At 70.5% G+C, this 16,855-nt stretch carries 18 protein-coding genes and 1 pseudogene; 3 read left to right on the top strand and 16 right to left on the bottom strand.

What is annotated here, in order from left to right; translation table 11 throughout:
• Window positions 1–11 precede the first annotated feature (11 nt).
• The gene (locus ACF062_RS37785; protein WP_392144538.1) at window positions 12–479 is read left to right on the top strand and encodes a MarR family winged helix-turn-helix transcriptional regulator; all 468 of its coding nucleotides are present in this window, start codon (window positions 12–14) and stop codon (window positions 477–479) included.
• 351 nt (window positions 480–830) lie between these two features.
• On the opposite strand, the pseudogene ACF062_RS37780 reads toward ACF062_RS37785, so the two are convergent.
• The 4 genes and pseudogenes from ACF062_RS37780 to ACF062_RS37765 all read right to left on the bottom strand — a co-directional run.
• Window positions 831–974, bottom strand: a pseudogene (locus ACF062_RS37780) (pRL2-8); the annotation flags it as partial.
• Between the two features lie 24 nt (window positions 975–998).
• Complete coding sequence (locus tag ACF062_RS37775; protein WP_392144536.1) at window positions 999–1,166, bottom strand: hypothetical protein; 168 nt, start codon at window positions 1,164–1,166, stop codon at window positions 999–1,001.
• A 172-nt stretch (window positions 1,167–1,338) separates the two neighbouring features.
• Entirely contained in the window at window positions 1,339–1,761 is a 423-nt protein-coding gene (locus tag ACF062_RS37770) for a Pycsar system effector family protein (RefSeq protein WP_392144643.1), read from the bottom strand.
• A gap of 356 nt (window positions 1,762–2,117) precedes the next feature.
• Complete coding sequence (locus tag ACF062_RS37765; protein WP_392144534.1) at window positions 2,118–2,660, bottom strand: hypothetical protein; 543 nt, start codon at window positions 2,658–2,660, stop codon at window positions 2,118–2,120.
• 266 nt (window positions 2,661–2,926) lie between these two features.
• On the opposite strand from ACF062_RS37765, the gene murJ reads away from it, so the two are divergent.
• Entirely contained in the window at window positions 2,927–4,609 is a 1,683-nt protein-coding gene (gene murJ, locus ACF062_RS37760; RefSeq protein WP_392144532.1) for a murein biosynthesis integral membrane protein MurJ, read from the top strand.
• 344 nt (window positions 4,610–4,953) lie between these two features.
• On the opposite strand, the gene ACF062_RS37755 is transcribed toward murJ, so the two are convergent.
• From ACF062_RS37755 to ACF062_RS37735, 5 genes are all read right to left on the bottom strand, one after another.
• A complete protein-coding gene (locus tag ACF062_RS37755; protein WP_392144530.1) occupies window positions 4,954–5,391 on the bottom strand; it encodes a hypothetical protein in 438 nt (145 codons plus the stop codon).
• A 664-nt stretch (window positions 5,392–6,055) separates the two neighbouring features.
• Window positions 6,056–6,460: an RRQRL motif-containing zinc-binding protein gene (locus tag ACF062_RS37750; protein WP_392144528.1), complete on the bottom strand. Its 405-nt coding sequence runs from the start codon at window positions 6,458–6,460 to the stop codon at window positions 6,056–6,058.
• A gap of 196 nt (window positions 6,461–6,656) precedes the next feature.
• Window positions 6,657–6,896, bottom strand: a complete 240-nt coding sequence (locus tag ACF062_RS37745; protein ID WP_392144527.1) for a hypothetical protein — start codon at window positions 6,894–6,896, stop codon at window positions 6,657–6,659.
• A gap of 142 nt (window positions 6,897–7,038) precedes the next feature.
• Window positions 7,039–7,830, bottom strand: a complete 792-nt coding sequence (locus ACF062_RS37740) for a hypothetical protein (RefSeq protein WP_392144525.1) — start codon at window positions 7,828–7,830, stop codon at window positions 7,039–7,041.
• Window positions 7,831–7,872: 42 nt separating this feature from the next.
• Window positions 7,873–8,364, bottom strand: coding sequence for a hypothetical protein (locus ACF062_RS37735; protein WP_392144523.1), 492 nt, complete (start codon window positions 8,362–8,364; stop codon window positions 7,873–7,875).
• A 220-nt stretch (window positions 8,365–8,584) separates the two neighbouring features.
• Here ACF062_RS37735 and ACF062_RS37730 point away from each other — a divergent pair, with 220 nt between their 5' ends.
• Window positions 8,585–8,746, top strand: coding sequence for a hypothetical protein (locus tag ACF062_RS37730; RefSeq protein ID WP_392144521.1), 162 nt, complete (start codon window positions 8,585–8,587; stop codon window positions 8,744–8,746).
• Here the strand turns inward: ACF062_RS37730 and ACF062_RS37725 are convergent, their stop codons facing one another.
• The 7 genes from ACF062_RS37725 to ACF062_RS37695 form a co-directional block, all read right to left on the bottom strand.
• Entirely contained in the window at window positions 8,747–8,935 is a 189-nt protein-coding gene (locus ACF062_RS37725) for a hypothetical protein (RefSeq protein WP_392144519.1), read from the bottom strand.
• Between the two features lie 77 nt (window positions 8,936–9,012).
• On the bottom strand, window positions 9,013–11,154 hold the full coding sequence (locus ACF062_RS37720) for a chromosome segregation protein ParM (RefSeq protein WP_392144517.1): 2,142 nt from the start codon (window positions 11,152–11,154) through the stop codon (window positions 9,013–9,015).
• 82 nt (window positions 11,155–11,236) lie between these two features.
• Window positions 11,237–11,653 (bottom strand): conjugal transfer protein TraB, encoded by a 417-nt coding sequence (locus tag ACF062_RS37715; RefSeq protein ID WP_392144515.1) that lies wholly within the window; start codon window positions 11,651–11,653, stop codon window positions 11,237–11,239.
• Window positions 11,654–11,673: 20 nt separating this feature from the next.
• Window positions 11,674–13,902, bottom strand: a complete 2,229-nt coding sequence (locus tag ACF062_RS37710) for an ATP/GTP-binding protein (RefSeq protein ID WP_392144514.1) — start codon at window positions 13,900–13,902, stop codon at window positions 11,674–11,676.
• Between the two features lie 128 nt (window positions 13,903–14,030).
• A complete protein-coding gene (locus tag ACF062_RS37705; protein WP_392144512.1) occupies window positions 14,031–14,339 on the bottom strand; it encodes a hypothetical protein in 309 nt (102 codons plus the stop codon).
• Window positions 14,336–14,815, bottom strand: coding sequence for a hypothetical protein (locus ACF062_RS37700; RefSeq protein WP_392144511.1), 480 nt, complete (start codon window positions 14,813–14,815; stop codon window positions 14,336–14,338). The genes ACF062_RS37705 and ACF062_RS37700 overlap by 4 nt, the downstream gene beginning before the upstream one ends.
• 115 nt (window positions 14,816–14,930) lie before the next feature.
• Window positions 14,931–16,754, bottom strand: coding sequence for a DUF2637 domain-containing protein (locus ACF062_RS37695; protein ID WP_392144509.1), 1,824 nt, complete (start codon window positions 16,752–16,754; stop codon window positions 14,931–14,933).
• Window positions 16,755–16,855 lie beyond the last annotated feature (101 nt).

Raw genomic sequence — 16,855 nt, 5'->3', positions numbered from 1 at the left:
AGGATAAGCTCATGTCAAACCGCACCCGCGCGGAGATAGTGGCCGCCGTCAATGTGGCCGCCCGGCGGCACCACGCTGCCTACACCCTGTTCAACCAGGCAATGGCCGAACGGCTAGGCCTGCACCCGACCGATCTGCAGTGTGTGAGCCTGCTCGGGCTGGAGCCCCGGCCGCGGCCTACCGGCGAAATCGCAGAGCTGACCGGGCTGACCTCAGGGTCGGCCAGCCGCCTGGTGGACCGGCTGGAACGGGCCGGGCTCGTCGAGCGGCAGCCCGACCCCGGTGACCGGCGCAAGATGCTCGTATCCCTCACGGCCCCTCGGACCCCGGAGGTCGAAGCCGCCTGGGAGGCACCCGGCCGGGCCTTCGCCCGGGCTCTCGACGATTTCACCGACGAGGAACTCACTGTGATCGAGCGGTATCTGCAGCGCATCACCGCAGTCGGCAGCGAGCAGACCGAACGCATGCACAGGGGCTGAGAGAGGGCAGCCGGGGAATCAAGCAGAGCATCTCCGAGGCGAAGCCGATCAGGGGTGGCCGAATTCCAAGGGCTCCATCACTGTTGCTGCCGAGCGGATTTCCCAGACGGTGTGGCGTCCGCGAATCGCACCGCTCTCGCGCGAGGGTCTCGCGCAGCGCGTCCAGGGACAGGACCTGCGAGGCGGGCTAGGTGCGCGCGATCCGCCCCCACCAGGCTGTGCTCGGGCACCGGCGGGCAGCAGATCAGCTCTGTCATGCGAGATCTCCTTGAGAGTGAGGGGGCCGGGCAACCCGGATGGGCGCTGCCCGGCGTGGTCAGTGAGGGGAGCGGGCGGCGTCGTGCAGCGCTGTCAGCGGACGATCATGTGGGCGGGGTGGCCATTCTTCATGTGGTCCACGCACTGCGGGCAGTCCTCACGCGGACCGAGTCCGGCGTAGGCCTCGCGGCTGGCGTAGGCGTGGAACCAGCACTGCGTGCACTGCCCCGGGGGCGGTCCGTTGCCTTCGTATTCGCCATCTCAGCTGTCTCCTTGTGGATGAAGAGTGCGGGCAGCCCAGATGAGGCGCCGCCCGGCGTCGTCGGTGATCAGTGCGGCAGCCTCGTGCTGCGGGCAGGAAGTGTCGCCGTCGCGGTCGGGCTCGATCCGCTCGGTATGGCGCGCGACGGCGGTGAGCAGCTGCGCCACCGCCGCCATGAACCCGCCGGGCGGGTCGGTGTCCTTGATGAGCTCGCGCAGGATCGCGGCGAGCTCCTCCTGGTCGATGTCGTCGCTGCTCAGGTCGTCCTCGATCTGCTGGAGGGCCAGCGAGGCGCTGCCGAGGCGTGTACGCGGTCCAGGCGCGTGCGGGCCGCGGCGGTCATAGCGCGAGCCCAGCGGCGGCCAGCGCGAGCAGGACCAGGGCGGCGAGTGACAGATCCACCGCGCGCCGCAGGTGGGTGAACTTCCGTACAGCCAGGGCGGACAGGACCCGGATGCGGGCGGCTCGGGTGTCGCCGTCCATGCAGGCGCGGATCTCGTCTTCGGTCAGACCTGCCCAGTACGGAAAGGAGGCGCGGTCGGCGCCGCTGAGGCGGGGCCGGACGACCAGGAGCAGCAGCACGGCGGCTGCGCCCAGGGCGAGGACTGCTGCCGCGCCGCACACCTTGGTGGACAGGGGCAGGTCCTTGTCGGCGACGGACGCGAGGCCCGCGAGGACGGCGCCGTTGAAGGCGAGCAGGAGCGAGGACTTGCTGTCCGTGCGGCTGATCTCACCTGCGACCGAGGCGCAGGCAGTGTCCATGTTCTTGTCGATGCCGGGAAAGGGGACCGTCGAAGTCACGGACGTTGCATCTCCTTGTCGGTCCCGGGCGGGCCACGCGGCCCGCCCGGCGGGTGGTCAGAACGGTGGCTCGTCCGGCCGGGCCGGGACGGGCAGAAGGCGGATACGCAGCTCGGGCCGGTTCGCCCAGCAGCCGCACGCCTCCATCTCCGGATTCGCGCCATCCACCCACCAGCCGCCGGCACCCTGGCAGTTGGGGCAGGAGCATCGGGGCTGGGGCGTCAGCTCGATGCGGTGCCGGTCGGCTCGGCGTACAGCTGCCAGTGGTCGGCTGCGAGGGCGGCCGCGACCAGGGCGGCGGTTCGGGCGCGCACGACTCAGTGCCGGGCGAAGGGCTGGACGGTGAAGCGGATGCCCTGGCCGGAGCTGGTGGGCGTCGCGGTGAGGAAGCCGGCGTCGGACTGCGTGAGATCGGTCAGCAGCGCCTTGATCCAGTCGGTGGGGCGCTGGAGGTCGACGCGGATCGCGTTGAAGTCGCAGATGCGCACCGGGTGCGGAGTCTTGCCGTAGCGGCGGGCCCACAGCCGGGTGCGGATCATGTCGGCGGCCTCGGTGTCATCGGGCCGGGCGGGCACGCCGCGCGGGATCGCCCGGCATCCGGCCGCGTGCGCGTTGGCGGCCTTGGCGGCGTCCGTCTCGGACATCGGGTTGTGCACGGCGTTCGTCGCGGCGCCGTAGGTGCAGCCGAGGCACGCGACGGCGTGCTTGGCCAAGGCCCGGTCGGCGTCGGCGATGTAGACGAGCACGATCGCTCCCTCCAGCGCCCAGTAGCGCTGGGAGACGAGCGTGCCCTCCGGCGTCCAGGTCTCGGCCACGAGAACGGGGGCGGGGGCGGAGGTGGGGTGCGTGAACAGAGCCACGGTGACTCTCCTTCGAGGGGTTCGTTGATCAGGCGGCCAGCCGGTGGATGACCGGGGCCGTGGAGGCGAAGTACGTGTCGGGGCTGGGCTCGTAGCCCCGCGCGCAGGGGTCGCAGCGGCCCTGGGTGCGCAGCGGTACTGGCGCAGAGCACTTGTTCCGCTGCTGTCGTATTCCTGGCCACGGTCACGGCTGGGGAACGTTCGCTGAACTCTGCGGCGAGACGGCGGAATTGGGGCCGAGGAACCTTGGGGCATAGGTTGACGGCATGGTGGAGGGGGCGAACTCCGCGGCGCAGACCATGCCGCAGGAGCAGCAGACGAGGGGGCGGCATGCCGCCCGGCGGAAGAAGGACAAGGGCGGGCTGGCTCGTTCGTCTTTGCTGATGGCTGTTGGCACGGTGGTGTCGCGGGCGACGGGGCTGATCCGTCAGGTGTTGCAGGCCGCGGCGCTGGGCACAGGCTTGCTGGCCAGTACGTACAACACGGCGAACACCGTGCCGACGAGCCTGTACACGCTGTTGATCGGTGGCGCGCTCAACGCAGTGCTCGTGCCGCAGCTGGTGCGGGCCAGGACGACGCAGCCTGATGGCGGACGTGCCTACGAGCAGCGTCTGGTCACGCTCGTGGTGTGCGTGCTGGGTGTGGGGACGGCGCTGGCGGTATGGGCGGCGCCGCAGATCGTGGGCCTGTACATGCGGGACACCCCGGGCAGTCATGAGGCGTTCGAGCTGACGGTGACGTTCGCGCGGTTCCTGTTACCGCAGATCTTCTTCTATGGGCTGTTCAGCATTTACGGGCAGGTGTTGAACGCCCGCGAGAAGTTCGGGGCGATGATGTGGACCCCAGTGCTGAACAACGTGGTGCTGGTCGGCATGTTCGCCGCCTATTTGGGGCTCATGACGGTTCCCGACCGGGTGGAGGACATCGCCGCCGACCAGGTGCAGTTGCTGGGGATCGGGACGACGGCAGGCATCGCCGTGCAGGCCTTGGCGCTGATCCCGTTCGCGCGGGCGGCCGGTTTCCGTTTCCGCCCGCGCTTCGACTGGCTGGGCACCGGCTTGGGCAAGAGCGTCCATGCGGCGAAGTGGACGCTGCTGTTCGTCCTGGCCAACCAGGTCGCTCTGACGGTGGTCACGAACTACGCCAATGCCGCCGACCAAGAGCTGCCGCAGGCCGGCGCAGGCTACTCGGCCTACACCTACGCGCAGACCATCTGGATGCTGCCGCAATCGATCGTGACGGTGTCCCTGGTGACGGCGTTGCTGCCGCGTATGAGCCGGGCCGTCGCTGAGGGGCGCATCCCGGATCTACGCGCGGACCTGTCCCGGGTGCTGCGGATCAGTGGCGTAGTCATCGTGCCCGCCGCGTTCCTCTTCCTCGCTCTGGGGCCGCAGATCTCCGCGCTGCTGTTCGCCCACGGGGCGGCGGACGCCAACTCGGTCCGACCGCTGGGGTACATGCTGCAGGCGTTCGGACTCGGGCTTATCCCGTTCTCCGCCCAGTACCTGCTGTTGCGTGGCTTCTACGCCTTCGAGGACACCCGCACTCCGTTCTTCATGGCGGCCTGGATCGCGGGCGTGAACATCGCCCTGGCCACCGCGTGTCATTTGCTGCTGCCGGCCCGCTGGGCGGTCGTCGGGATGGCCGGCGCCTACACCCTCTCCTACGTGGCCGGTCTCGCGCTCACCGCGCATCTGCTGCGCAGGAGGCTTGGGGGCCGCATCGACGACGGCGACCTGCGCCGCACCTACGTGAAACTGTTCTGCGCCGCGGGCCCGGCGGCTGGGCTGGGCTGGGCTGCAGCGCGTGGGTGTGCGGGCCTGGGAAGTGGAACGTGGCCCACGGCCGTCGCGCTGGCTACTGGGGCGCTGGCAACAGCCGTGGGGTACCTCCTTCTCGCCCGACTGATGAAGGTCAACGAGTTGCGTCGCCTGCCCGGGATGCGCTGAGTCCAGGCAGACGATGGAAGCAGGCGTGCTTCATGGACGGTCCTGCGCGCGCCTGGCGATGTAGTCGAGCCAGTCCCGCTTGGCATATCCGGTCCAGCGAGTGGAGTTGCTGATGCTGGTGCCGGTGAAGGCGGCGAGGACAGATGCTGGTAGATCGGTGGCAAGCGCGAGACGAGCACTGTTCCGGCTGGCGAGGGGTGCGATGCCGTGTCGGCGGAGCTTCAAGTAGAGGTAGGTAGCTCCGAGAGGGCGGGCGGGCTCCTGCCCGGGGAACACCCATGGTGTGGTGCTGGCCGTCTGGTCGAGGGGCCAGCGTTTCTGGCGCTGGTCGCGCAGTGCGCGGACTAGCTGGGCAACTTCGGGTGGCAGCGGAAGACGATGACCGTTGAGGTTGAGCGCCACCACCGTGTCGTCGTCGATGATGTCGTGCCGGTGAGTTCGAGCAGTCGGGTGTGCTGCAGCCCGAAGAGGAGTGTCAGGGCGCCGGCCGTGCGGACATCGAGAGGCAGTGCATCGTCGTCGAGACGCCGGTGCAGTTGTTCGGCCTGGTCCTCGTCCGTGCTGAAGACACTGGGTGCGGCGACGGGGGTCCTGGGGACTGCGAGCTCGCCGGCCAGGCCCCGGCCTGTCGCCCAGGTGATGAAGGAACGCACTTCACGACGTTTCTCAGGCCCTTCTTCCAGCCACGTCTCGAGTTCTGGTTGTGTGAGCTTCCCGAGAGGGATGCAGTGTTCGTCGAGCCAGTCGAGCAGTTCCAGGGCTCGGCGCAGCCGTGATCGCATCTGGTGCTGCGTGCTGGCGCGTAGCGGGCAGTGCCGGTGGGCCCGGCGGATGCGGTGCAGCAGGTACCAGTGGGTGAAGGGGGTGAGGAACTTGCGCCGGGGGAGTGGTGCCTGGGACAAGAGGGCGTCTGCCCAGCGGGGCAGGGCCTCCAGTCGGTCGTCCCTCGGTGGCAGCACCGCAGCGGCGACGAGGACGTCGCGGATGTAGCGAGTGGTCGGCGTGTTGGGCAGGCCGTCGAGCTGTTACTGGGTGAACTCCGCATGAGAAGCGCCTAGTTGGGGCAAAAGAGTCGACACGCCGTCGCAGGTCAGCCAATACGCCACTCGGCGGGGATGTCCGGCGGCGGAAAGAGCCGAGTAAAAGTCTTGCCGCTGTCTGGGGACTGTTGTGCCATCTCCACCGAGCGCCTCGGCCAGTTGCTTCGTGGCAAAGCAGCGGGTGCACAATCGCTCGCGGAAGGTCCTCTCGCTCGTGCCGCAACGCTGGCACGCGTAGGTGAGATCGACCCCGGCGCAGGGTCCGCAGATCCCGTTCCCCGCTTCGGAGAAACCGATGAGCGGACGTTGCTGTTCGCATTAAACGCAGGCACCGGGGTGTTTACGCACTGCCGCGTAGCAGCTTGTGCAGACCGGGCCCATCGGCCAGTAGGCGTGAACAGGACGGTCACGGAGACAGCGTGCGCATGGCCCCGTAGGGATGCAATACGGCAGCCTGGAGGCAGAAGTAGTACCGGCGCCTGCATTCCAGGCACGTGGACCTCGCGGCCATCGCCCGGTCCAGCGCCTCTTCCTGTGCGAGCGTCGGCACCCGCTTCGGCCGGGCGAGCTCCACGCTGTAGAGCCAGGCCCGGGTGGGATGGATGCACGACTGGTCGGGGCGGTAGGCGCACGCCTTGCAGCGCAGCACCGCGACCGGGCCGTGCCCGCCGGGGCTCAGTCCGCGCGCGCGTAACTGCCGCCGGGTGACCAGGCCCTCGGGACAAGCGCGCCGGTCGAACTCCGGCAGCGTCGTGTCGCTGCGCGGCACCCGTTTCACCTCACGGCGGCGCTTCTTCCTCGGGCGCGGCATCACCTGCTCCAGGCGCCGGGCAGCCGGTCCGGGCGGTGCGGGTAGCGGGGGCCGGGACGCTGCAGGCGGGGCTGGCCGATCCGGCGGCGGGGGCTGGGGATGAACACGAGCAGTTCCTCCAGTCGTCGGTGGACAGCGCTGCGCCCCGCCGACGTCGTGCTGGTGTCGGCGGGGCGCAGCGGGTGGTGCTGCTGAGTTATGCGGCGAGGCCGTGGGCCGTGCGCGTGGGGTGCTCACCGGGCGCGGTCGACGCGGGCGCGGTGTGACCCGGCCGGGGCGTGTCCGGCTGCTGCTCGGGGGCGCCGTGCAGGTGGGTGCCGATCAGGTAGCCGATCAGCAGCCCAGTGACGCCGAAGACCTTGTGGCGGTTGCCCTTCCACCAGGTCGGGGCCGGGGGCTCGGTGAGCACTCCTATGACGGTCGGGGCTTTCGCCAAGACGGGGTCTCCTTCTCTCGTGGGCGGGATGGTGCGTGCGGCCGGGCGGCCTGTCCGGTCCTCGCCGGCCCCGGGTGCGGGGCGGGCGAGGGCCAGGCAGAGCGTCAGGTCAGCGGGCGGTGATCAGGCGGGTGACCCACGGTCAGCGCTGGAGCGGGTGGACGTTGTCGGGGCCGTAGTCGTCGCCCGCCGGGGTGGGGGCGGGGATCGTGGCGTGCAGGTGGAGCGCGGGGCTGAACTGGTACTGCGGCGGGTGGTTGTGGACGATGGGCCGCAGGGTCAGCCCGCGCAGGGCGAAGATGCTGACCAGGGCCCACATGAGGGCGGCGAGCCCAGTGGCGGCGGTGCGGCCTCCGGCCGGGGCGGCGGACCAGATCATGGCGAGGCTGCCGATGCCGAACAGCACCCAGGCGATGCGGGCGCCGGCGTTGCCGAAGAACCCGCCGACCAGCCCGATCAGCCCGGTCAGTTGCCAGAACGCGTACAGGGCGGCCGGGGCGACGGCGAGGTGCGCGGCCTGGTCGCCGAGGAAGACGCGGATGGGGTGGTCGACCGTGGCCCACAGTCCGCTGGCGTCGCTGGCGCTGGTGGCCGGGACGGAGGACAGGCCCTTGAGCGTGGCGGAGGCGATGTCACCGGCGGCGTCCAGCATCAGCACGATGAGGATGAGTCCGCCGAACAGCGCGCCCGCCTTGATCCAGTTGGCGACCTCGTGCCAGCTGGCGTGTCGGGCCTGGCCGACATCCTCCCACCGCTGGTGGAGGAAGCCGCCCTCCTCCCACGACTCCTTCCACGCGGCACGCAGCCGCGCGAGCCGCTGGGTGCCGGGCTTGCCGTCCAGTTCGGGGCCCGGCGGCACGGGCGGCAACTGGTTGAGCACGTCGAGGAAGGACGGGTTTTCCTGACCGTTGACCGGCTTGTCGTGGTGGGCCATGGCGTGGCTGCTCCTTCTGTCCGGAGGGTTGTGGTGGGCGGGTCAGCGGATCTCGTTGCGGGTGCGGGCGAAGAACGCCCCGCGCGTGGTGCTGGTGTTGTGGATCTCGGTGTGGTGGGTGACCGGACCCTCGAAGACGTTCTTGGTGACCGCCGCGCGGACCTTGCTGATCGCGCCGCCGATGGCGGTGGCGGCCATGGCCAGGCCCGTGAACGGCAGGGTGACCATAAGGACGCCGTTCAACGTGACGGAGGACAGGCCCTGGAGCACGAGCCAGGCACCGCAGCCGATGCCGGTGACCCCGGCGCCGACGCCGATGGAGGCCATCGCGATCCCGGCCGCCCAGGCCGGGATGATCCTGTGGTCCTCCTGCTTCACGGGCGGGGTGGGGCCGAAGGCCGGCGGCTCGGTGTCGTCGCGGAACGAGGTGGGGTGGTGGCGTACGGGCCGAGCCGCCCAGTCGTCGAGCAGGCGCCGGGCTTCAGCCGCGGCCTCGGACTCGGGCATGCCGTGCTGGGTGGGCAGGGGGTCCATCGGTCGTCTCCGATCACGCGAAGGGGAGCACCCTCCTGGCCGTGGTGGCCGGGAGGGCGCGTGGGGGAGGGGCGCGCGACGGCGAAGGGCGTCGCCGGAGTGTGTGTCCGGCGGCGCCCTTCGGCGTTGCGTGCAGGGGGGTTGGGGCTGGCGGGTGGGTAGTCACCGCACACGCGCCCGGGGCATCCTCGGACCAAGCTGGCGCGGGGAAGGGGCTGGGGTGGAGTTCGTCTTCGAGTGCGGGTGGTGCGGGGGTGAGAACTTCTTCGTGGGCAAGCAGGTCGGCTTCTGGGTCGACAAGTGGGAGGTGCCCTCGGAGTGGGACTGCCGCTTCTGCGGCGGACTCAACTACACGCCCGATCCGCCGTGGACCGAGGCGTAGTCAGAAGCTGGAGATCAGTCCGGCGGCCGAGGTGAGGGCGCTGTTGATGGCCGGGGCCAGGCCGGTCGCGGCGAGGGTGAAGCCGAACAGCGTGCAGGCCAGCGCGGAGCCGACGCGGACGTAGCCGCCCTTGACCAGGACGAAGACGATGATGCCCAGCAGCACGGCGGTGGAGATCGAGAGGGCCACGGTGGGGGTGCTCCTTCACACGGGGTCGGGTGGGGCCGGCCGCGCTCGGCAGGCCGGCCCGGGGATGGGTGAGGTGATCAGGCGTCGGTGAGGCTCTTGATGGCCTCCAGTGCCTGGCGGGGAGAAGCGACCTCCGCAGGGCGGCGGCCGCCGCCCTTGGAGCTGCGGCCGCCACCGCCGCCGCTGCCGGCGCCTGCGCCGCGGCGACGGGAGCGGTCCTCGCCCTCGTCGTCCTCGTCGGGCTCGGGCCAGAACTCACCAGGCCGCACGGGCTCGTTCCAGTCGAACCACAGGCCACGCTTCTCCAGCTCGCTGACCTCGTAGTCAGTGAGCCGGTTGACCTCATCGGGGAAGAGGTGCGCGAGGTCGGTGTCGAAATCCGCGTACAGCGACCGCATCAGCACGGCGCGGCCGTTGTCGAGGACGATGACCGCGACGCCGCCCGTGCTGACGCCGTTCTCCGGGTCGGCCTCGCCGCGCATGGCCCGCTCGATCGCGGAACCCTCGCTGCGGGAGTAGCGTGCCGGGATGGTCGGCACGTCGTAGGCGTTCTCCATGGTGCCCTCCGCCGCCTTGCGGGTGGCGCCGGGCGAACCCATGTTGAAGATGACCGGCCTGGAGTTCTGGCGCAGGTTGTCCTTCATCTCCGTGGAGAAGCCGTTGTGCGCGAACGGCGACTGGCCGGCCGGGTTGAACCCGATGCCGTACTTCAGGCCGGTGACCGTGAGGTCTTCGCCGTCCTTCTGAATGAACTCGCCGAAGTCCCCGTCCTGGGCGGCGGTCATGAACTCATCCGCGTACACATTGAGCTGCCGGTAGGGGCAGCGGGTGTCCCCCGGCTTGTAGTCGTGCGGCTGGCCGTCGTGCGGCCAGGGCATCTCCGCCCGGATCTCACACAGCGCCTTCGCCGCCCGCAGAGAGCGGGCCATCCACAGCGCGTTCGAGCCCTGCCGGTCGATGTACCGGCCGAGCACGGTGGTCTTCTCGTCCTTGCGGACGGTGGACAGCCACACGACCTGGCCGTTCAGGGACTGGGCGGCCATGTTGACCGCGAAGAACTGCGTCTTGCCGGACCGGCTGACCCCGAGGGTGAGGCCGTGTGCCGGGGCATTCTTGTCGTGCTGGTACACCATCGTCTTCACCGGCTGGCCTGTGATGGTGAACCCGCACACGTACATGCCCTTGGCGTCCGGGGTGAGCAGCTCGCGGGTGGCGGGGAAGATCGCGCTGAGCGGCGGCTCGTCGAACGCACTGATCAGGAACTCCGCGCCGTCGATGAGGACGAACACGCAAGAGTCGTCCTCGGGCAGCCCGAGCGCGCGGCACACCTTGGCCAGGTCGATGCGCGGGGTCTCGGTGGAGTCGGCCATCTTCGCCCGGTAGAAGGTCACGCCGCGGGCGTCGTCGCGGGTCTTGTGGACCAGCTCGGAGCCGGGGGCGCCGCCCTTCGGGCTGCCGATCCGGTCCGTCCAGCGTTCCTGGTCGGTCGGCTTGGTGCGGCGGCGCTGGTTGGCATCGGGGGTGATGCGGGCCTCCATCCAGCCGGGGCCGCCCTGGCGGCCGGGCTGGATGGCGACCTCCGCCAGGACCACGTCGCTGGAGTGGACGCCGAACGGCGCGGCGACCGCAGCCTCGGTCAGGCCGGTGATCGGCCGTCCGGTCTCCGAGGCGCGCAGCAGGATCGTCATGTCGTGCTGCATGCCGGGGTGCCGGGTGGCCTTGACGATGTGGGTGCGGCCGGGCATCCCGGCCTGCTCCCACAGCGCCCGGGCGTCGCAGGTGAGCAGGTCGGCTCCGTCGTCCGGCACCACCGACTCCTCGAGGACTTCGGCGGGCGCCGGCCGCGGGGCCGGGGCGGCGAGCGCGGGACGGTGGCGGCGGCGGGTGTGCCGGGAGAACGGCATCACCAGGTAGCCGGCCGCCGCCCATCCGGCGGCGAGCAGCCCGTCCATCCAGTACGGGCCGAAGCCGCCGGTGTGCCCGGCGGCGACGTCGACAGCGGCGGCCAGGACCAGCGGGGACCAGCGCAGGATCTTGCGCCCGGCGCCGGGCTCGTCGCTCTTGGCGGCGAGGAACCAGGCGCCGATCCCGGCCGCGCCGGCGAGCTGCACGACCTGGTTGACGGGACTGTCGGGGTAGACGTTCGGGGCCACGGCCAGCACGGGCGCGGCGAGGGTGTAGGCGAGGCGTTCGAGCGCGACACTGCGCGGCGCGGCCACCGGCTTCTCCTTCGGCGAATGAGCACGGGCGGCCCCGCAGATCGCGGGACCGCCCGTGGCGGGGGTGAGTGGGGGAGTGGGGTCAGCGGTTGAAGAACCCGGGTTTGGGGGTCTTCTCCCGCCGGTTGGAGCGGATGTCATCCAGCGCGCCGTACAGCTTGGAGTGGGTGCGCCGGGCCCGGTACGTCAGGTCGGTCGTCTCATGCGCGGTGTCGCACAGCTTGCGGACCTCCCGTACAGCACCGTCCAGGGCGGTGGCGACGTTGTAGGTCAGCTCGACGAACTTCGGGTCCAGGTCAGCGTTCTCGATATCGATGGCGAGACTGTCGGTCTGTTCGGCGTTGCGCTCCATGCTGCGGCGCAGCGACTCCAGCTCGATGGTGGCGTCGTCCATCGCCTTGCCGAGTTTGTCCAGCTTGGCCTGGACGGCCTTGTACCGGTTGTCGTTGTCGGCCACGGCAGGGACCGTGTGGCTGCGGGGTGCGGGTGCGCTGCTCATCAGCGGGTTTCCTCCGGCTGTTAGTCGTGGTGAGCGGCGGCCGAGGTATGCGTGAGCCCGGCGTCTTCCTTGGCGGCCATGTCCAGTCCGTAGACACGGGCGACCATCGAGGCGGCGAGCTTGGCGGCCTCCTTGGCGAGGTCGCACTGCTCGGCGCACCGTTCGGCCTGCAGCTTCATCCGGGCCGCGGAGTCGGCGAGGTCGGTGATCAGGTCGGTGACTTTCGTGTCGATGTTGTGGTCGGCGACGAGGTCGCTGGCCATCTCCCGCAACGCTTCGGCGATCTTGCCGAGGGCCTCGGTCAAGGCTTCGGCGCGTTCTTGGTCCGAGGCGGCCTTGATGGCGGTGTTCGCCATGGCCATCAGGTACTGGTCGAACGTGGTGTCTGTACGGTGCCGGGCGCTGAGATTGTTCCGCCTGGACGACCTGTTGACCTGCGTGCTGCTCACGCTGCTCCCTTCCGTGCTGGTAGCCCGGCTGGTGCCGGGCCGTGCGGTGTGCTTCTCCGGCGCGGCCGGCAGGCTCTTGACACCGCTCGTCACGGCCGCGGCCGGTTCGGGGACGATGTCCGCGTCGACGATGTCGTCCTCGCCTGCGGCGGCGCGCTTGGGCGGGCGGGCATCGTGCTCAGGCCACTCCACCGTCGGGGTGGAGTCCTCCGCGCCGAACGGGCTGTCCGCCGCACGGCCGCGCCGACCGGCACGCCCTGTACGACCGCGTCCCGCCCGGCCGGTGCGACCGGTGCGCCGGGTTCGTCCGCGCCGACCGGCCCGGCCCGTGCTGCCGGTGCGCCGGCGCCGGAACCGGCGCCGCTTCTTCGCGCCGCCAGACGCCCCGTCACCGGCTGTGGAGTCCTTGCCCGGTTCATCGCCCGCCGTGCCGTCCTTCGCGGCGCTGGAGGCTCCATCAGGGGCGTCCTTGGCGGTCTTGGCGTCCCCGCCGGCGGTGCCCTTGGCCTTGGAATCCTTGTCGTTGGTCAGGTTCACCTTCTCGGTGCCGGCCGCCTTGGCGTCCTTAGCGTCCTTGGCGTCCTGCTGGGCGGCCTTCGCGTCGGCGCGGCGCTTGTCGAAGCGACGCTGGGCTTCCTCACCGACGGCCTGGCCCAGCGTGGTGCGACCGGCACCGGCCGACGCCGCGGCTTCCCGCTTCGCCTTCCGTGCCTCCGCCCGCTGCGCCTTCTTGGCCCGGCGGTCCTCCCACGCCTGCTGCTTCTGGGCGCGGGCCTGGTCACGGTCCTTGGACCGGTCCGCGACACCGGCCGCGTGCCCGGCGCTGCGCCGTTCCTGCCGCCCGGCCTGCCTGGCCCCGGCGCGCTCCTGGCGGCCGCGGGCCCGCTCGACACGGGCACCGGCAGCCGGACCGTTCTGCGTCCGGCCGCCGCCGTCACCCTTCGAACCGCCGCCCCGGCCGGAGCTGCCAGAGCCCGTCTGAGAGCCTTTCGGCCCCCCGGACGGACCGCTGCGCCCGGAACCGGCTGCACGGCCGCCAGAGCCTGACGGAGAGCTCTTCGCGCCGCCCTTGCCGCCCCCGCTCCCCCCGGTCGATCCCGACCCGGAACGCACCCCGGGGCCGCGGGAGTTGGGACCGCGTGAGCCGCCGGGCCGGTTCGCCGAGCCGGAGTTGGTGCGGGACGGCCCGCTGCCGCCACCACCGCGCGAGGACCCGCCCCCGCCGCTGGCCTTCGAGCGGCCCTTGTCCGCCCCCAGGCCGGAGGCGGACGACTTCGTACGGTCGGCATCGGCCTTTCCGCGTGCCGCCGCCTTGTCACCTTTCGCTTTCATCATCGCGGCGTGGAGCTTTCCGTTCTGCTCCATCATCGCGACTTCCTGCGCGGTGCGCCCCTCCAGCAGCGCAGCCTTCCGCGCTATTTCAGCCTCACGGAAAGGCGCTTCACCCTCATGAAGCGCCCGCGCCTTCTCCAGCCGGAATTCCAGCCAGTCACCGAGACGGTCAGCGAGAGAACGAGGCTGCTCGTATTCACCTTCCTCATATTCGTCTTCGTCTTCACCGGTTTCCGGCGCGGTAATTCCTTCGGAACGCAACGCCGTTTCCGGGTCCGGAGCAGCCGGGATCACGGGAAGTTCCGCCGTCGTCTCCTCCGGGCTCTCCGGAGGAGCTTCCGGAATGTCTTCCGGCGGCGGAATGGTGTCGATGAAATCCGGGGTCGGCGGCAGCGTGTAGGTGGAATCACCGCTCCAGGGACCGTGTACCAGGGTTCCGCCGCCGGTGTCGTCGGGGTCGTCGGACACGGGCACCCCCCCTCCTGGGGACTTGACAAACAGTGGGGTCTCGTGTGCACGCGCGTGCACGTGCACATGTGCACGCTTTACGCGCGCGAGGCCCCGCCGGAGCCCGGCGGGGCCTTCGTGGGTGACGCTCAGCTACGCGGGCCGTGCTGCTTCAGGACGGTGTCCGCGTACTGCATGAGGTGGTCGAACAGCCGCGCATCGCCCGCCTGCCGCTTCTCCAGAACCAGCCTGAAGAGGCGGCAGACCAGCGTGAATGCGGTGATGACATCGCCGCGACCGGCTTTGACTTCCTTGGCGATTTCAGACCGAGTAACGCGGAGCCAGAATTCCATCCGGCCGATTTCCCCGCGACTTTCGATCGCCTTGCGCTCTTCTTCCCGCAGCCATCCGATCCGCCCTTGAACCGAGCGTTCGACGCTGCTGAGGGGACGCGTCACGCCGACTCCCTCTTACCGAGGTCGTAAATCGACGTAGGGCCACCATAGCCGGAATTCCGGCTCCGCGCACCATCCTGTGGCGAATTGGGGGCGGCCTGGAGGGTCTGCGGATTCTTATTCCGCCGCCTTTCCAGCTCCTTTTCCTTCCTTCCCTTGGCCGTATTCACAACGGCCTCGTCGTGGGCGCGGCGCTTGTAGGCGCTCTTTTCCAGGCCCTCGGTCAGGTTGTTGAGGTTCTTGAGAACCTGCCCCAGGGCCTTTTCCACGGGCATCGCGCGCAGCCTGGCGTGGTACCAGCGGTCGCCCTCCACGTGCGTGTCACGCAGGTGCACGCGGGTCTCGTGCGCGAGGGTCTCCAGGTTCCTGCCGATGTCCAGCAGGACCCGCTGAACGTCGGCCAGGTACCGGGCGGTTGCCTCCGGGCTCTGCGCGACGTCGCGCAGAGGGGAGTAGTTCGGGTCGTTGTTGCTGTTCACGGCGGGGATTCCCTCCTGGTGTACTGGTGGGGCTGTGGACTGCTTCCGGCAGTCGCAGCGGGGGCCAGCCCGCTTCCTTCGGGCTGGCCCTCACTGGTGTGTGCCGGACGATGGTTCAGGGGCGGTAGCCGCCGGCGAGGAGCGCGACGGCCTCCTGGCGGTACTTGGAGGCGGTGTCGGTGGACGACACGTCGAACTCGCGCTGGATGTCGGCGATCGTGACGACCCGGCACAGCTCGCGGTGGATCCCGTCGGTGTCCAGGCCGACGAACACCGCGCCGGCCGCAAACGCCATGCGCGCGACCCTGCGGACCGCCCGCTCGCGCGGCGTCAGCTTCGCGGCGTCCTCGATTTCGACCGCACGCCGCTCGACTTCGGCGGCGGCGAGCCGCCTTTCGGCAGCGGCGTACTCGGTTTCGGCTTCACGCATGCGGGCCGCCTGCGTGTTCGCGTCGGCGGTCGCCTTGCGCTCGTTCTCCTGTGCCGTGAGCCGGTCGGCTTCGGCGGCGCGGCGGCGGGTTTCGGCAGCAGCCCGCTCCGTTTCGGCGGCGACCCGGTCGGCTTCGGCAGCACGCTGCCGGGCCTCCGCGATCTCCGCCGTCTCGATGGCCTGAGCCTCCACCGCGGTGACCCGGTCGGCCTCCGCCGCGAGCCTCCGCTTCTCCGCCGCCTGGCGCTCCAGCTCCGCCGCGCGGACGTCCGCAGCGGCCTTGGCCTCCCACTCCTGGGCCTCCTTGCGCTCCGCCTCCGCCTCGCGGGCGCGGGCTTCGGCGATGACAACCGTCTCCAGCGCGGCCTCCTCCAGCTCAGCAGCCCGCTCAGCGGCACTGACCTGCGCTCGGGCGTGCGCACGGGCCTGGCCGGTCTCGCCCTCCACCCTGGCGCGGACGGCCTCGAGCTGGCCCTCCGCCTCCAGCCGGTCGGCTTCGGCCTTCTTGCGCGCGAGCTCCCGGCGCGTCTCCGCGTCCAGGCGCCGGCGCTCCGCCTCCTCCGCGCGGGCCGCAGCAGCACGTTCCTGCTGCTCAGGCATCGCGAGGGCCTGCGCGACCGTGTAGCCGTGGGCGGCCATCTTCATCGGCAGCAGTTCGTCTTCAGTGGCCTTGCCGAGGTCGCCGTCGTACTTGCGCTTGAGCCACTGCTCGTAGCCGATGAGCTCCTGCTGGCGCCGGATCATCTCCGGGTACGAGGCGACGTTGTGCAGCCGCATTCGACGGTAGAACCGCGGCGTGGCGATGGGGGAGAGGATCCAGCGGTGCAGCGGGATCCGGTCGGTGACCGTCCCCGCCTCCAGCCTGGCCTTCTGGATGATCAGGCGGCGGGCGGCCTCGACGCCGATCACGAACAGGATCGGCATGACGCCATGACTGGCGGCCTGCACCGGGTCGGTGCCGATCCGGCCCTGTGAGCTGGCGTTGAACCAAATCGTCGCACCCGTCATGGCGTGCGCGGCCATCCGCAGGAGCGGCCAGGGGGTGCTCTTGCGAATCAAGTACAGGTCGAGCGCGAGGAACGCGATGATGCTGGCGTCGACGCCGACCGGGAACCAGGGGGCCAGTTCCTTGCTGAACCCCCAGCTCAGGGCAACCTTGGCCAGGGTGCTGTAGGACATCGCAAAGCCGATGACACCGACCAGCGTGCCGCCGACCGCGGCGACGAGCGACAGCGCGGTCATCAGCCGATCGCGGGTGGGTTTGATCATCTTCCGCTTGTCCGGGCCCGAAACGCCCCGAGCCGTACCCGAAACCTTCTCCGGTGTGTCCGAAGCGCGGCCCAGCGGGCGCGAAACGGGGGTGTCAGGAGCCGCAGTCTGCGGCATATCAGTGATCGTCATGAGGGCCTCCGAGAAGGGTCGTCCGGACGTCCGCGAAACGGCGGGGGCTGCTCCCGAAACGCGGCGACGCGTTCCCGAAGCGGCGGGTCGGTACGGTCGGTTGATCACGAAACTGGCACCGGCTCTGCCCGCCCCGCGCGCACGAAATGCACGGCGGCCCGCGGGGCGGGCGGCCGTGCTCTCGAAGCGTCACGGGGCGGGCTCGAAAC

This window comes from Streptomyces sp. NPDC015345, assembly GCF_043078805.1.
GTDB lineage: Bacteria > Actinomycetota > Actinomycetes > Streptomycetales > Streptomycetaceae > Streptomyces.
Note: the sequence above shows the minus strand (reverse complement) of the source record. Positions and strands in the feature narration are given on the sequence as shown.

Coding starts and splice junctions, on each gene's coding strand:
- ACF062_RS37755 (WP_392144530.1), bottom strand. CDS start 5,391: ATGCGATCACGGCTGCGCCGAGCCCTGGAACTGCTCGACTGGCTCGAC.
- ACF062_RS37735 (WP_392144523.1), bottom strand. CDS start 8,364: ATGGACCCCCTGCCCACCCAGCACGGCATGCCCGAGTCCGAGGCCGCG.
- ACF062_RS37740 (WP_392144525.1), bottom strand. CDS start 7,830: ATGGCCCACCACGACAAGCCGGTCAACGGTCAGGAAAACCCGTCCTTC.
- murJ (WP_392144532.1), top strand. CDS start 2,927: ATGGTGGAGGGGGCGAACTCCGCGGCGCAGACCATGCCGCAGGAGCAG.
- ACF062_RS37785 (WP_392144538.1), top strand. CDS start 12: ATGTCAAACCGCACCCGCGCGGAGATAGTGGCCGCCGTCAATGTGGCC.
- ACF062_RS37770 (WP_392144643.1), bottom strand. CDS start 1,761: ATGGACACTGCCTGCGCCTCGGTCGCAGGTGAGATCAGCCGCACGGAC.
- ACF062_RS37715 (WP_392144515.1), bottom strand. CDS start 11,653: ATGAGCAGCGCACCCGCACCCCGCAGCCACACGGTCCCTGCCGTGGCC.
- ACF062_RS37750 (WP_392144528.1), bottom strand. CDS start 6,460: ATGCCGCGCCCGAGGAAGAAGCGCCGCCGTGAGGTGAAACGGGTGCCG.